This is a genomic window from Halomonas sp. TG39a (assembly GCF_000744395.1).
Taxonomy (GTDB): domain Bacteria; phylum Pseudomonadota; class Gammaproteobacteria; order Pseudomonadales; family Halomonadaceae; genus Vreelandella; species Vreelandella ventosae_B.
The window spans coordinates 514,494-527,436 of sequence record NZ_JQLV01000001.1; the positions used below are offsets into that span (position 1 = coordinate 514,494).

A 12,943-nucleotide genomic window follows, 5' to 3' on the forward strand; every position below is an offset into this window, starting at 1 on the left:
ACTCCTTTGTCAAAAGCCCCGTGTTTTGGATAACACGGGGCTTTTTTTATTTGTTGATCAGATGCCGCTGGTACACGAGCGCTGCAGATATAGGACGGGTAGTCGGCTGGTGCATGACCTCATACGTGTATTGCAATCATGAACTAAAGTTCAAAATAAATGATTATGATTTGTGTTATTACTATTGACTAGGTGCTGCCACCTTTGGATACTCTCACGGCCTTTTAAAAGAAAACCATAAGGCGAGCAGGGCCGGTTTAATCATTTCAAGGGATCTTCAACATGACTGATAGCAGTAGCACAGTCCGGCGCGGCGCAAGCCGGTTACGGTGGCAGCAGACCACTACCGCTATTCTGTGCGGCACCACGCTGGTGAGTATTCCCATGCTCGGGAACGCCCAGGAGACCGGCGAAGGCAGTGACGATAACGAGGGATATCGCCTCGCCCCCATTATCGTCAACGCCCAGGCCTACGCTGATGATGATGCCAATTCGATAGTGGCTCAGGAGCTGTGGGTGGGTGGTAAGGTCGCCACCAGTATTCTTGATACACCTGCCTCCGTGTCGGTCGTCACCGAGAAGGAGATTGAGCAGCGCAGCGCCTCTACCACTGAGGAAGTGCTGCAATATACGCCAGGCGTGCTCACTGATTATTACGGCACCGATGACCGTAACGACTATTTTAAAATTCGCGGATTCGAGGCCACCACTTACCGTGACGGGCTGACGCTAGGCTCAATGCGCGGTGTACGCGAAGAGCCTTACGCCTACGAGCGCGTTGAAGTATTGCGCGGCGCCAACTCCACCCTGTTTGGTCCGGCGGATCCGGGTGGTTCGGTCAACTTCGTGAGCAAACGGCCACGCTTTGAGCGTTTTGGGGAGGGGTATCTCTCCTACGGTTCATTCGACGCCAAAGAGGCCGGTGTTGATGTGGGGGACACGCTGAACGCTGACGAGACAGTGGCCTACCGCTTTACCGGCACCCTCCGAGACAGCGACCGCGAATACGATCACTCCAAAGACGATAATGGTTTCTTGATGGGTGGCTTGGCCTGGGAGCCGACGGAGTACACCTCAGCAAGCGTTATCTTCGATTACCTGAAGCGTGATGACACCCCCAATAGCGGTGGTTATCCGCTCGACCGGGAGTACGACCGCAGCGACTTCTTCGGCGAGCCTGGCTTCAACTATCACGATGTTGAGCGTACCAGCCTCACCGGGCAGCTCACCCATGATTTCAACAACGGCCTGACGCTGCGCGGTAATCTGCGCTATAGCGACCTGACCGACGACTTCGGATACGTCTATATCACTGACTCTGCAGCGCGAGTTGGCAGCGTGGTGGATCGCGACTATTTTGGTACCGACAACGAAGCTCAGGAGTTGATCGGCAACGCTATCCTGCAATACGACGCCCGCTTTGATCAGGTCGATAGCAGCACGCTTGTGGGTGTCGAGTATCGCGATGCCTCAACCGAAGACAGTTCGTTTTACGGGGATGCGACCTCCATTGATATCGCAAATCCTGTCTTTAGCGGTGCGCCGAGTAGCCTCAACGTCTATAGCAGCAACAAGCAGGATTTCACCACCGAGTCGGTTTTCCTGACTCAGAATTTGTCCTTCTATGACCGATTCATTGTGACAGCGGGTGTGCGCAACGACTCGATGGATGTCTCAAGCACCAACATGGCGGGCGTTACCGATTCCGATGACTTCTCTGAGACCTCACTTCGCGGTGCGCTGACCTATCGGGTCACCGACGAAATCTCTACCTATGTCAGCATGGTGGAGTCGGTCGCACCGCCCACGATTGGTGTCGATCCCGAACGGGGCGAGCAGTACGAAATTGGTGCGAAATATTCTCCCTTTGGTACGAATGCGCTGTTTTCGGCGGCCATCTATGACCTAACCAGGGACGACGTCACCATCTCGGTTGTACAGGACAATGGCGTTATCGAGCGGGAAACCGTAGGTGAGTCCCGCGTACGGGGCCTTGATCTGGAAGCGAAGGCTGAGTTGACCGATAGCTTTAGCGTGGCCGGTGGTTACTCCTATATGGAGTCGGAAGTGGTACGCGACAGCAACGCAGCCAGAGAGGGTAAGGAGTTCACCGCAGCACCCAAACATACGGCGTCGCTGTGGGGCTACTATACCTTGCCAAGCCAGGATATGAGTGTTGGCCTCGGCGCCCGTTACATCGGCTCCTACTACTTTGATGTCGCCAATACGTCAAAAAGCAGTGCGGCAACGCTCTTTGACGCGGCCTTCAGCTATCAGCTCACCAAAGACGCCGATCTAGCCGTCAATGTCAGCAACTTGCTTGACGAGCAGCACGTGGTCGGTTCAAGCACCGCCGATTACTATAATCCGGGTCGCGAAATCAGCGCGAAAGTGAGCTATCGCTGGTGATTTAATTCCGCCTGTACCCCAGAGGTGCAACAACCGCTAAACGCCCCGACTTGGTTCGGGGCGTTTTGGTATCGCGTTTTCCATCACCCAGAGCGTTCGTGGATGTTTAACAGCAAACATTTTTTGGGATTTTTGCTGTATGGGTGTACAGTTTAAGTCGCGATTTATACTTAGCTAACTAAGAGAGTCGCTTTAGCGACAGGTAGATCGGGATAAAAACGGGGGCGCAATCGATGAATGACCAGCAAATACAGATATTCACCAGCGAAGATGGCAAAGCGCAGCTGGAAGTGGCGTTGGAACAGGACTCCGTGTGGTTGAGTCAGGCGCAGATGTGTGAACTGTTTGGGCGCGAGCGTTCGGTTATTACAAAGCACATTCGTAACGTTTTTAACGAGGGAGAGCTGGAGCGAAATTCAGTATGTGCAAAATTTGCACATACTGCCGAAGATGGCAAAGCTTATCAGGTTGATCACTTCAATCTTGATGTCATTATTTCAGTTGGCTACCGCGTGAAATCTCAGCGTGGTGTACAGTTTCGCAAGTGGGCTACCGATGTACTCAAACAATATCTGGTTCAAGGCTATACCCTTAACCAACGCCGACTAACCGAGCGCGGTATCGAGTTTGAACAGGCAGTCAATCTGCTCAGCCGAACCTTGACCAACCAAGGGCTGGTATCTATCGAGGGCGAAGCCGTTGCGCGTGTTATTAGCGACTACGCACGCTCCTGGAGTTTGCTGCAGGGCTACGATGAACAGCAATTAGCTGAGTTAAACATCAAGCAGCCTGATATGCATTCGCTAGGGTTGGAAGAGGCACTGAAAGCCATTAGTGAGTTGAAGCGAACTCTCATTAGCAAAGGCGAAGCAACCGAGCTTTTTGGACAGGTGCGGGGTGATGGTTTGACATCAGCTCTCGCCACCATCGAACAAGGTTTTGGTGATGAGCTATTTTACCCCAATGTGGCTACCCGAGCGGCGCACCTGCTTTATTTTGTTATCAAGAACCATCCCCTAGCTGATGGAAATAAGCGCTGTGGCTCTTTTCTGTTTTTGTGGTACCTGCGCCGCAACGCCGCGTTACTGGCACGCCCTGTTGAGCAGCTTATTAATGACAACACGCTGGTCGCGTTAGCGTTATTAGTGGCGGAAAGTCTGCCCGATCAGAAAACGCTGATGATTCGATTGATTGAGCATTTTGTACTGCTTAAAGAAAGTTGAGCGCTAACGCGGGGGTAATCGTTGCGTCATGATTGGGGTAGGGAAAATCGGCCCCGCAAAGGCGAGGGTTCCATCGCCTTTGCAGGTGAGGTTCTTTAGGCTTCTGTTAGGCCATCAACGATAAAAACGCGGTAGTCGGCGCCCTGGAAGCGATGCTTGCGGGCTTCCTGGTAGGCGGGGCTTTGATACCAGGCGCGGGCGGCAGCCATATCCGGAAAGCGCAGAATCACCGCACCTTCCATAGCGCTACCTTCAAGCACTTCAAAATCGCCATAAAAAGCGAGCGGTTGCGGATCGTGGCCTTCACGAGCGGCTTTCGCCTTCTCGCTGTAGCGCTCCATTTCCTTGGCGTCGTGAGTATGTTCACGAGTTAGTACGACGTAAGCGGGCATTAAATTCTCCTGATGTAATCGTTAAGAAATCAGCTAGAGCATATCACCGCCCACTAGCGGAGCCACATTAGAAAGACCGCTATTCAGCTTTACTGAGTATCTCTGCAGTGAGGGGCGGGTTATACGTCTGGCTCTGATTCAATCACTATTTCATGTTCCCGACGCTCTTTTTCCAGTGCCGCCAAGGCAATTTGATAACAATCTTCAACATGGCTGTTACCCATGTACTTCATGGCGGTGAAGCTAATGCCACCTGCCACAGCGCTACCTACAAAGGGCACGAACTTAGCAACACCTTTGGACGCTACCTTGACGCCCATATTGCGTAGCAGCATGACGATAAGTTTCTTGGTGATGTATTTCCCGGCCAATTTGCTTCCAGTATTTGAAATAGCGGTCATCACAAAGAGCTTGGATTGAGTATCCATACCGTCAATTTGTTCTGGCGATAAGCCAAATTTTTCATTAATTTTGGGAATTAATCGCATCAATATGGCCACGTCTGAGCCAATATCCAACCCAGGTACTGGGATGATCGCGGTACCCGCAGAAAGGCCCGAGCTTTTAGTGACCATCGAGTGACACGACTTTCGGATGGCGTCGAGTTCTTCTATTGATTCAATCATGATGAGGTCCTTTCATTTATTGCCTGATTGATCCAGTGCTGGCTGTACCACTTCCGGGGTCACTTCCTTTCCTAGATACTAGCATTCCTGACCGCTCTTCGAGGTCATTTGAGAATCGCCTGTAGTAAAGTCGTCGGCGAAGGTGGAAGTGTCAAACGGTGTTTGGAAAGGTGAAACTGAATCGGGAGACTTGAATGACGAACTTGAGAACCCTATACCCACCGATCGAACCCTACGAAACAGGCATGATCAATGTTGGGGATGGCCATACGGTCTATTTTGAGCGTGTTGGCAAACCGGGCGGTAAGCCTGCGGTGTTCCTGCATGGTGGCCCCGGCGGTGGAATTTCGCCTGATCATCGACGTCTGTTTAACCCTGAGCACTACGATGTTCTTCTCTTTGATCAGCGTGGCTGTGGACGTTCAGAGCCCCATGCCAGTATCGAAGCCAATACTACGTGGTATTTAGTCGAAGACATCGAGAGGCTACGTGAGCATGTTGGCGTAACCAAGTGGATGGTTTTTGGCGGCTCTTGGGGTTCTACCCTGGGCCTTGCGTACGCCCAGGCGCATCCTGAACGTGTCAGTGAGTTGATTTTGCGAGGCGTCTATACGCTCACCCAGGCTGAGATCGACTGGTACTATCAGTTCGGTGTGTCTGAGATGTTTCCCGACAAGTGGGCGGCGTTTCAAGCGCCCATACCGTTAGAAGAGCGACACGATATGGTTGCCGCTTATCGGCGACGCCTGGTGGGAGATGACCCTGATGTTCAGCTCGTAGCAGCTAAGGCGTGGACAATATGGGAAGGTGAAACCATCACGCTCCTGCCTGATCCCGCGTTATCAGAACCGTACAGAGATGGGCATTATGCGTTGGCATTTGCACGCTTGGAGAACCACTACTTTACCCATCGTGCTTGGCTGGAAGAAGGGCAACTCCTCGCTAACGCCTATCGTTTGAAAGGCATCCCAGGCGTTATTGTTCATGGGCGTTACGATATGCCATGCCCCGTTCGAAATGCGTTGGCGCTTCACCAAGCGTGGCCAGATTCCGAATTCCATTTGGTCGAAGGAGCAGGGCACGCGTGGAGCGAGCCCGGCATTTGCGACCAGTTGATACGAGCGACAGATTGCTTTGCGTCCACAACTAATACCCATTCCTATGAACAGTGACGCCTGATTTCATGTCTTCTGCCCGTCAGTCCTTCCTCTCACTATTCGCCGAGCATTGATTCATTAGAAGAGCGCTAGGTGTGAACCAGTTTTTTGTGGCACAGGGCTACGGAGAGAAGGCGTTGGAACTACTCAATTACTCCCAAACGGTCAAAGTCTACGACCGTGTGGAGATATCAGAACAGGACAATTGTGGGTAGTGTTTTTTAGACACCCACTTCGCTGGTGGGGAGGATTAAAAAGGCTTTCCGTCTTAAATGATGACATGGGGGCTTTTGACTAAAAGCTACCGGATTGTCCCCAGCCTCGGTGTTTTTTGATACTGCAGCGGACTCGTTGCAGTGGTAGTCCTGAATATGCCTATTGAGGGGCGAAATGCTTATATCCACGATTTCGGTGAAGGTTTTGGTTAGCAGTTGCCTTTATTCATTACGAGCTGTCTGACGAGAGCGTCATGCTGGCATCTCTTTTCTCAATGTTAAAAGATTATCGGGAGTATACCGAAAGACTGGATCAGGCAAGAAAGGAAGAGTATTTGGCATTCTGATCCATTCATTTTGAATCTATCATTCATGTGCTGATGAAGCGACTAGCAAACCAAGCCTTCTTCTCTAAAAGAGCTGATTAACTCACAGGTATGAAGTTAGAGGGGAAGCGATCCATAAGGTTGGTTTTAGCTCAGTAGGTTGATCGATTAGTTAAACGTAAGGAGTAAATCATGAAGTTTTTAAACGCGGCCTTAATTATTGCATTAATGCTTTCTTCAGGCGTAGTGCTTGCTGAAAGAGGCTCGGATGAAGATAACAGAATTGTTTATTCTGGATCGACATCTGCAGATAATGGCACACAGGACGTTCCGGCCTCCCAGGTACTTTCTGACAATCCTTAAACGAACCTAATAGGGCGGTTGTAGGTAGTGTGTTATGAAGTGACTTAAAGTCATTGAAGCTACTCGGTGGCATGTAGGTTTAAATTAATCACATGTCACTGGGTTTATTGAGAGATGGCTAGTTGTTTAAAGATAAGAAGTAGGTTATGAGGATTTTAAATGCAGCCTAAATTCTTACATTAGCATTTACACAGGTGTAGCATCCGTTGAGAGAGGTTCCGGTGAAGATAAAGAGATTGCTTATCTCGAGTCAATGTCTTCGCAGCAAGCTCTTGATTCATAGAGACAATTGGTTCGTCATCCATGGGATACGTGACGCGATGGCGTATGCTTCTTGTGGTGGATAGGTTAGAAAATTACAGTGATCCTGTTTCCGTTATATTTCTCTCCCTCGGCTAAGAATCCGAAAGCACCTCATGGGCGCTTCGCCACGGCAGTATCGTGGCAAGCCCTTCAATTCTGAGCATGGTTTAGTGAGTGCGAGAACTGCTTGGTAGGTTTTCCGGAAGTTGCTCTTAGATTTTGCGCCTCAGTTTTTGTAAATATTCAGTCAATTATCCGGCCTTAAGCACGACAATTAAGCAATCAGTCAGGATAAAAGATATATAAAGATTAGTGTACCTGCGCCTGCCATTCCTATTGTGTTTGTGGATTCCACTATCTCATCCTCAATATAACTTAGTAGCCAAGCTGTAGTGCTTTTTGATTTTATTTTTGAAAAGATTAAGGCCGTAGTGCTAGCTTCAACGCTGAAGACGGCAATGACGCTTTCAATTGATCCAGCATTAAGAAGCATCAAGGGCAAAGCTAAAAAAGCAGTTAACGTTATTGTTATGCGTAACGCAAAGCACTGTGAATGGCTTAGTGTTCCAGGGGATTCCGGGAACCAAACATTTGAGAATGACGTTTTCTCTTTCATGCATAGCACAAAAAAACGCTTGGGTAGTGAAAGTATAGATATAACCATTTTATTGCACCTATTCTCCATGAGCCCCGAAAAACTCAGGCGGGGGGATGTCGATCAGTCTCCTGTTACCTCGCGAATATCATCAAGGAGGTCGTCAAAGTAGGGATTCCAGGTCAGGCGGGCGTGGTATTTTTCCGCGTCGCTCTGACCCCATGCGCCGAACCAGAGGGTGTTGGGGTCATTGGGTGGCGCGAGGCCGTCCTGGCCGTTTTCCAGCATGAGGTAGCTGCCCGCTTGACCGTAATAGGTATTCTCGGGTGCAAACAGCACATTCATGTGGGAAAAGTTGCTGATTCGCCGGTCGGGAAGGTGGCTGGTCAGGGCGGTGACGCGGGGATCGTCACGGTGCTGTGGTGGATCGCCGTACCAGACGAAGCGCGATTGTAGATTGGGAAAGCGGTTTTGAAAGGCAGTGAGCGTCGCGTTGGGGTCAAGGACGCTATCATGTTGACTCATCGTCATCAGGACAGGTTTATTAAAGTGTGCGGTTTTGAGATTTTTTTGCACGGTACTGACCGAGTGGTAATAGAGCGAGGCCCCACGCGCAGGAAATGATTGGTAAGTGACAATATTGTCCTCATCATCGATATCGAGCCAGTCCCATAAATAGGAAATGGTCGGGGCGAGAAATAGATAGTGGGTATCGGGGTAAAATCCAGGAGAAAACAGCAGTAGGCCATCGACATTGTCGTCTGTGAACGCATGGGAGGTGACCAGGTTACCGCCGGTTGAGAAACCGCCAAGCCAAAGTTCATCGACCTCGGCTGCTAGCAGTTTGGCGTGATGGGCAATGATTTTTTCCCAATCATCATTATCAGGCAGCATCAGATCGGCGGGGCGTGTGCCGTGGCCAGGCAGAAGAATGGAGCGAACCAGCCAGCCGTCATTCGCCATGGCGGTGGCAATATCGATGAAATACCACGGGCTTGCACCCAGTCCATGAACTAACAGGATACCGCGTTTCGCCGGTTTATCAGGGCGGAGTTCGAACGGCGTATTGAGCTGTATTTCAAGGTCGCGATCTTCACTGATGAAAGCGCGGTTATCCGCAATCCATGCACGTGTATCGTGCACATATTGATCGAAACTCTCCTGATCATAGCGAGGCAGGCTGCCTGAGGATTGAAAGCGTGGAGAATCCGGTGGCACGGCGCAGGAGGTCAGCAAGAAAAGTGTGAAAAGTAGAACGCTAAGCCGGCGAATCATGGAAGCCTCTCTGTAGTTGCTTGCCTCTGACAGAGAGTCACCAATGTGCTCCCCCTTATCCTTGAATGACCGGGCAGGCAGGCTGTGCGGTGTATAACGAGTTGCATTATTATTTCAAGTATTGCAATCATTTAGCTGTTTAAGGCAAACCCCGGCAGCACTGCCTCGGCCTCAATAGCGATTAACCATTCCGGTTCGGCAAGGCCGTACACAATTAACCAGGTGGCGGCCGGCGGCGCGATAGGGAATCGATGCTTCAACGCCTCCATCACCACCTGCTGTTCATACCGCACGGATTCGGCTAAGTAGATTCGTAGCATTACCACCCGCGTGAGATCGCCCCCAAGACTTGTTAGTAACCGTTCGATATTGTCGAGTGCTGCCTGGGTCTGCTCGGGCAACTCTGGGCCCGCTAAATGGCCCTCGGTGTCGACGCCCACCTGGCTAGACATCAGCACCCGGGTGCCACCCTGAACTAATACGGCTTGGCTATGGCCTTCGGTCAAAGTATTGGGCAGGTTGGGCGGGTTTAATGGTTTGCGTCTTAAAATTTGCATGACCACCTCCTTAGTACGTTCATAGGGTCGCTTGTAAGGATGACCATTCAATCGCGCCTGATACTCTGTTGGATGAGCAATGGCCGCTGGTTGTCAGCATGTCTTCAATACATGCAGTCAACGTCGTCGCTAATTTGTATTCTGGTTAGGAGTTTCTATGTTCGACGAGCCTATGGTTCCACTATCGGCCTACTTTTCTTTCTCGTTTCTTACTGGCATTGCGTTTTCACCAAACCGCATTGCAATTCGTAAGACCAACCATTTAAAGCAGGCCTGCCGTGAGCGCCTTGAGTGTGGCTGCAGCACGTGTGGCACAGTTTAGTTTTCGGAAAATGCTCTCAACATGGGTACCGACGGTGCTGGGGCTGATACCCAGAGCGCGGGCGGCTTCTTTATTACTCGCACCATTGATAACCAGCCTGGAGACGTTGTCCTGGTTGGCAACTCCTGGGGTGGCATGGCGATCACCGAGGCGGGGAACCACCCATGTCACTGCCTTTTCAAATGACCTTGGGGTGGGCGTTCATCTTGACGGTGGTACACTCGTTCGCTGGTAATATTTTCGCGGGAATCGCTTTCACTGGACTCGTTTTCTCTGCATAAGGTCATGATCAACCCGGGATGGGCGTTGTGGGCCGAAAGCTCCCAACCGTGTGCCATGGCAATCTCTTGGCAGATGGCCAGCCCCAAGCCTGCTCCATGGTCGCGTCGATGCGCCCCACGCCAGAAGCGTGAGAACAGCAGGGCCAATTGCTCTGATTCGACGCCTGGGCCACGGTCACGCACAGTTATTATATTTTCCTGGATCTCCATGCTGACTAGGGTCTGCTCGGGGGCGTGCTGGATAGCGTTCTCCAGCAAGTTCTTGAGCAGAGTGAAGCATGCCCCGCGATCAGCCTCCCATGTCACCTTATCGTCGGCGGCGAGTACCGTTAAATGCACGTCGGCGGACTCCGCCATGCGTTGCAAGTAGATGGAAGCTTCGTGGGCGATGTCGTGCATTCGAACAACGCTAAACTGGTAGTTGTGCGCCTCGCTCGCTTCGGCCAGAAGTAGCAGTTGTTGCACCTGGCGGGTCATGTACTCGACATCGCTCAATAGCGCCTTGCGGTCATTTCGCCCTTCCTCGAGCAACTCAACCTGCCCGCGGATCAGCGCCAGGGGCGTTTTTAACTCGTGGGCCGCGTGGCCGAGAAACTCCTGTTGCAGGCGATAACCCCGCTCAAGGCGTTCCAGAGCGTGATTGAAGCTATGTACCAGCGGGGCAATTTCCACAGGCACGGCGTCCGTATCGAGCCGGGCGTCTATAGAGCGCGGCGAGATAGCCGCCGCCGATTTGGAAACATCGCGCAGCGGCTTGAGGGTTAAGCGCAAGGTAATGTAGGCGCATAGACCGAAGGCAACGAACATGACAAAGCCAAACACCAGTACGCCCGCTGCCACCAGTGGAAAGGCGACGAGATAGAGGACATCAACGAATCTTGAACTAGCGACGAACTGCAGATACCACGTTCTTTCACCATGCTCAAAGGGCTCCGTGGCACCGTAGAAAGTTCTGTCGTCATACTCAAAGGAAAAGGTGCCCCGCGCCAAACGTAGAACCTCGCCGTCGGCTGGCCAGAAAGCTTCTCCGGCACTCGAGGCCACCGCCACGTTCCCGGCATCATCCAGAATACGGTACGCCGTTTCGGGTTGTGGGCCTTCGTATAGCCAAGCGCGGTCGTCCATGCTGGCGTCGAAACCAACGGGCCGGCCACGAGTGTCGAACTCGACATTGTCCACCAGCCCATCGGCCGCGTCGGCCATATCCATACGAGGCAGTAGATCGCTCTGAAGCACCACCGCTGCGGCAATTACCAGCAGTGTGATACTCAGCACCATACCTGCCAAATAGGCCAGCAGCACCTTCAGCCTCAGGCTATTGAGCGTCATCCGCTTGACGAAGCGCATATCCCATCCCTCTCACGTTGGCGATCCGCTGGCGCGAACCGATGGCAAGCAGCTTGCGGCGTAAACGGTGCAGGGCGACATCCAAGGCGTTCGGTGTCACCGCCTCGCTTAGCCCCCAGGCCGCTGCTTCCAGCGCGCTGCGGCGAACTACCTCATCGTGCTTATATAACAGCAACTGCATGATGTGCAGCTCCGCCGGGGCGAGGGTAATGCTCTTGTCGCCGCTAAACAGAACGCCGCTTTCCGTATGCAGCCTCAGGTCGCCGTGAATGGGGTCGATTGAATGGAATTCCGCAGGGCGGCGTAGCAAGGCACGGACACGTGCCACCATCTCATCCATGGCAAACGGCTTGGGGAGGTAGTCGTCGGCACCGGCTTCGAGGCCTTCTAGCCTGTCATGCAGCGCATCGCGAGCCGTTAACACCAGGCAGGGCACGCTAAGGCCCGCGTTGCGCAACTTCTTGAGCAATAGCAGCCCATCGCCATCCGGCAAGCCACGATCGAGTACCAGTGCCTGGTAGGGCATCTGCTGAACGGCAGCCCAAGCCGAATCGATGCGGTCGACCACATCAACGCCGATACCGGCGTCCACCAGCCCTTTGCACATCAAGTGGGCTAGCCGGTCATGATCCTCGATCAGCAGTATGCGGCTCATCAGAATGTATAAAGATAGCCAACTAACACGGCGTTTTGGGTCGAACGATCCACCAGCGGGCTATCTTTGATTTCGTTCGCCAATCTCGTGACCTCAACACCTACCAGCACAGAGTGATGCTGGTCAAACTGGTACACGCCGCGCACCCCCGCCTCGATATTGGTAGCCGACTCTCCCTTATAGGCGGGGCGATCGAAGCGAACCTCACTATCGCGAACACCGAAGTAGTAATCGACGTTCTTGTCGTCCTGCCAGGACGCCCCTAAGTATGGGGTTAGCATTATATGTTCGCCGAAATCCCACGTTCTCTCCAGGCCAAGATCGAAGCGCTGCCCGTCGCTGTTGCCGGAGACGTCGGTGAGCCATTCGGCGCTGACCTCGAACAGCTCGCTTTCCCACTCTACTTTTGCCCCCGCCCAGAAGCCGCCCTCGCGCTCACTCATGCCGTTGAGAATCGGAGCATCGCCTTGCTCGTAGCCGCTCTCATCGTACTGGGCGACGATACCGAAATTGAGCTGTTGTGAGTCGCTGATGACAAGACTCGGCAGTTTAAATTCGATTTCCGGTCCGAAGACACTAATGTACCGGTTTTCGATCAGGAGCAAGGGAAATGGGGTGGTTTCCCTGTCGATGCCGGCATAGGGATCCTGGTCGCTCATTGCACCTACGCCCAATCCCCAAGTGGTTTCGTCTGAATGTTCTTCGTCGGCGAACGCCAACGGAGAGGCAATAACAAGACCACCGAGAAATGCGGCTGTCACCAATCTCATAGTGGTGAGGCGGCCGTTCAGTAATAGCGATTGATGAGGACTCATAGTTGTACTCCTAGCAGGGTTTGAAAGTGAGAGTGGTATGAAAGTGCCATCATCAGGAGCGCTATCTTACGCGTTTCTTACT

The 12,943-nt window shown here is 52.3% G+C and carries 13 protein-coding genes; 4 read left to right on the forward strand and 9 right to left on the reverse strand.

Annotated features, from left to right (window positions below):
- Window positions 1–282: 282 nt before the first annotated feature.
- A complete protein-coding gene (locus U738_RS02320; RefSeq protein ID WP_035576922.1) occupies window positions 283–2,409 on the forward strand; it encodes a TonB-dependent siderophore receptor in 2,127 nt (708 codons plus the stop codon).
- Window positions 2,410–2,642: 233 nt separating this feature from the next.
- Window positions 2,643–3,632 carry a virulence protein RhuM/Fic/DOC family protein gene (gene rhuM, locus U738_RS02325; protein WP_022519810.1) on the forward strand — a complete coding sequence of 330 codons (990 nt, stop codon included), beginning with the start codon at window positions 2,643–2,645 and terminating at the stop codon, window positions 3,630–3,632.
- Between the two features lie 95 nt (window positions 3,633–3,727).
- On the opposite strand, the gene U738_RS02330 is transcribed toward rhuM, so the two are convergent.
- Both U738_RS02330 and U738_RS02335 read right to left on the reverse strand, forming a co-directional pair.
- Complete coding sequence (locus U738_RS02330) at window positions 3,728–4,024, reverse strand: DUF1330 domain-containing protein (protein ID WP_035576926.1); 297 nt, start codon at window positions 4,022–4,024, stop codon at window positions 3,728–3,730.
- Between the two features lie 119 nt (window positions 4,025–4,143).
- Complete coding sequence (locus tag U738_RS02335; protein WP_081899020.1) at window positions 4,144–4,650, reverse strand: hypothetical protein; 507 nt, start codon at window positions 4,648–4,650, stop codon at window positions 4,144–4,146.
- A 194-nt stretch (window positions 4,651–4,844) separates the two neighbouring features.
- Between U738_RS02335 and pip the strand changes: the two genes are divergently transcribed.
- Both pip and U738_RS23395 read left to right on the forward strand, forming a co-directional pair.
- Window positions 4,845–5,822, forward strand: a complete 978-nt coding sequence (gene pip, locus U738_RS02340; RefSeq protein WP_035576931.1) for a prolyl aminopeptidase — start codon at window positions 4,845–4,847, stop codon at window positions 5,820–5,822.
- A 718-nt stretch (window positions 5,823–6,540) separates the two neighbouring features.
- Window positions 6,541–6,711: a hypothetical protein gene (locus tag U738_RS23395; protein ID WP_172821683.1), complete on the forward strand. Its 171-nt coding sequence runs from the start codon at window positions 6,541–6,543 to the stop codon at window positions 6,709–6,711.
- Between the two features lie 589 nt (window positions 6,712–7,300).
- On the opposite strand, the gene U738_RS23135 is transcribed toward U738_RS23395, so the two are convergent.
- The 7 genes from U738_RS23135 to U738_RS02370 all read right to left on the reverse strand — a co-directional run bounded on the left by U738_RS23135 (window position 7,301) and on the right by U738_RS02370 (window position 12,861).
- Window positions 7,301–7,630, reverse strand: coding sequence for a hypothetical protein (locus tag U738_RS23135; RefSeq protein WP_152561120.1), 330 nt, complete (start codon window positions 7,628–7,630; stop codon window positions 7,301–7,303).
- Window positions 7,631–7,732: 102 nt separating this feature from the next.
- Complete coding sequence (locus U738_RS02345; protein WP_035576934.1) at window positions 7,733–8,884, reverse strand: alpha/beta hydrolase; 1,152 nt, start codon at window positions 8,882–8,884, stop codon at window positions 7,733–7,735.
- 131 nt (window positions 8,885–9,015) lie between these two features.
- The gene (locus U738_RS02350; RefSeq protein ID WP_035576937.1) at window positions 9,016–9,441 is read right to left on the reverse strand and encodes a Rid family hydrolase; all 426 of its coding nucleotides are present in this window, start codon (window positions 9,439–9,441) and stop codon (window positions 9,016–9,018) included.
- Window positions 9,442–9,703: 262 nt separating this feature from the next.
- Window positions 9,704–9,925, reverse strand: coding sequence for a response regulator transcription factor (locus tag U738_RS02355; protein WP_035576940.1), 222 nt, complete (start codon window positions 9,923–9,925; stop codon window positions 9,704–9,706).
- 5 nt (window positions 9,926–9,930) lie between these two features.
- Window positions 9,931–11,391, reverse strand: a complete 1,461-nt coding sequence (locus tag U738_RS02360) for an ATP-binding protein (protein WP_051912745.1) — start codon at window positions 11,389–11,391, stop codon at window positions 9,931–9,933.
- Window positions 11,360–12,046 (reverse strand): response regulator transcription factor, encoded by a 687-nt coding sequence (locus tag U738_RS02365; RefSeq protein ID WP_009286853.1) that lies wholly within the window; start codon window positions 12,044–12,046, stop codon window positions 11,360–11,362. Before U738_RS02365 ends, U738_RS02360 begins: the two co-directional genes overlap by 32 nt.
- Window positions 12,046–12,861, reverse strand: coding sequence for a MipA/OmpV family protein (locus U738_RS02370; protein ID WP_035576943.1), 816 nt, complete (start codon window positions 12,859–12,861; stop codon window positions 12,046–12,048). Before U738_RS02370 ends, U738_RS02365 begins: the two co-directional genes overlap by 1 nt.
- Window positions 12,862–12,943: the final 82 nt, after the last annotated feature.

What these genes read in the sequence shown, in the direction of transcription:
- U738_RS02320 (WP_035576922.1), top strand. Translation starts at nt 283, where the DNA reads ATGACTGATAGCAGTAGCACAGTCCGGCGCGGCGCAAGCCGGTTACGG.
- rhuM (WP_022519810.1), top strand. Translation starts at nt 2,643, where the DNA reads ATGAATGACCAGCAAATACAGATATTCACCAGCGAAGATGGCAAAGCG.
- U738_RS02330 (WP_035576926.1), bottom strand. Translation starts at nt 4,024, where the DNA reads ATGCCCGCTTACGTCGTACTAACTCGTGAACATACTCACGACGCCAAG.
- U738_RS02335 (WP_081899020.1), bottom strand. Translation starts at nt 4,650, where the DNA reads ATGATTGAATCAATAGAAGAACTCGACGCCATCCGAAAGTCGTGTCAC.
- pip (WP_035576931.1), top strand. Translation starts at nt 4,845, where the DNA reads ATGACGAACTTGAGAACCCTATACCCACCGATCGAACCCTACGAAACA.
- U738_RS23395 (WP_172821683.1), top strand. Translation starts at nt 6,541, where the DNA reads ATGAAGTTTTTAAACGCGGCCTTAATTATTGCATTAATGCTTTCTTCA.
- U738_RS23135 (WP_152561120.1), bottom strand. Translation starts at nt 7,630, where the DNA reads ATGAAAGAGAAAACGTCATTCTCAAATGTTTGGTTCCCGGAATCCCCT.
- U738_RS02345 (WP_035576934.1), bottom strand. Translation starts at nt 8,884, where the DNA reads ATGATTCGCCGGCTTAGCGTTCTACTTTTCACACTTTTCTTGCTGACC.
- U738_RS02350 (WP_035576937.1), bottom strand. Translation starts at nt 9,441, where the DNA reads ATGCAAATTTTAAGACGCAAACCATTAAACCCGCCCAACCTGCCCAAT.
- U738_RS02360 (WP_051912745.1), bottom strand. Translation starts at nt 11,391, where the DNA reads ATGCGCTTCGTCAAGCGGATGACGCTCAATAGCCTGAGGCTGAAGGTG.
- U738_RS02365 (WP_009286853.1), bottom strand. Translation starts at nt 12,046, where the DNA reads ATGAGCCGCATACTGCTGATCGAGGATCATGACCGGCTAGCCCACTTG.
- U738_RS02370 (WP_035576943.1), bottom strand. Translation starts at nt 12,861, where the DNA reads ATGAGTCCTCATCAATCGCTATTACTGAACGGCCGCCTCACCACTATG.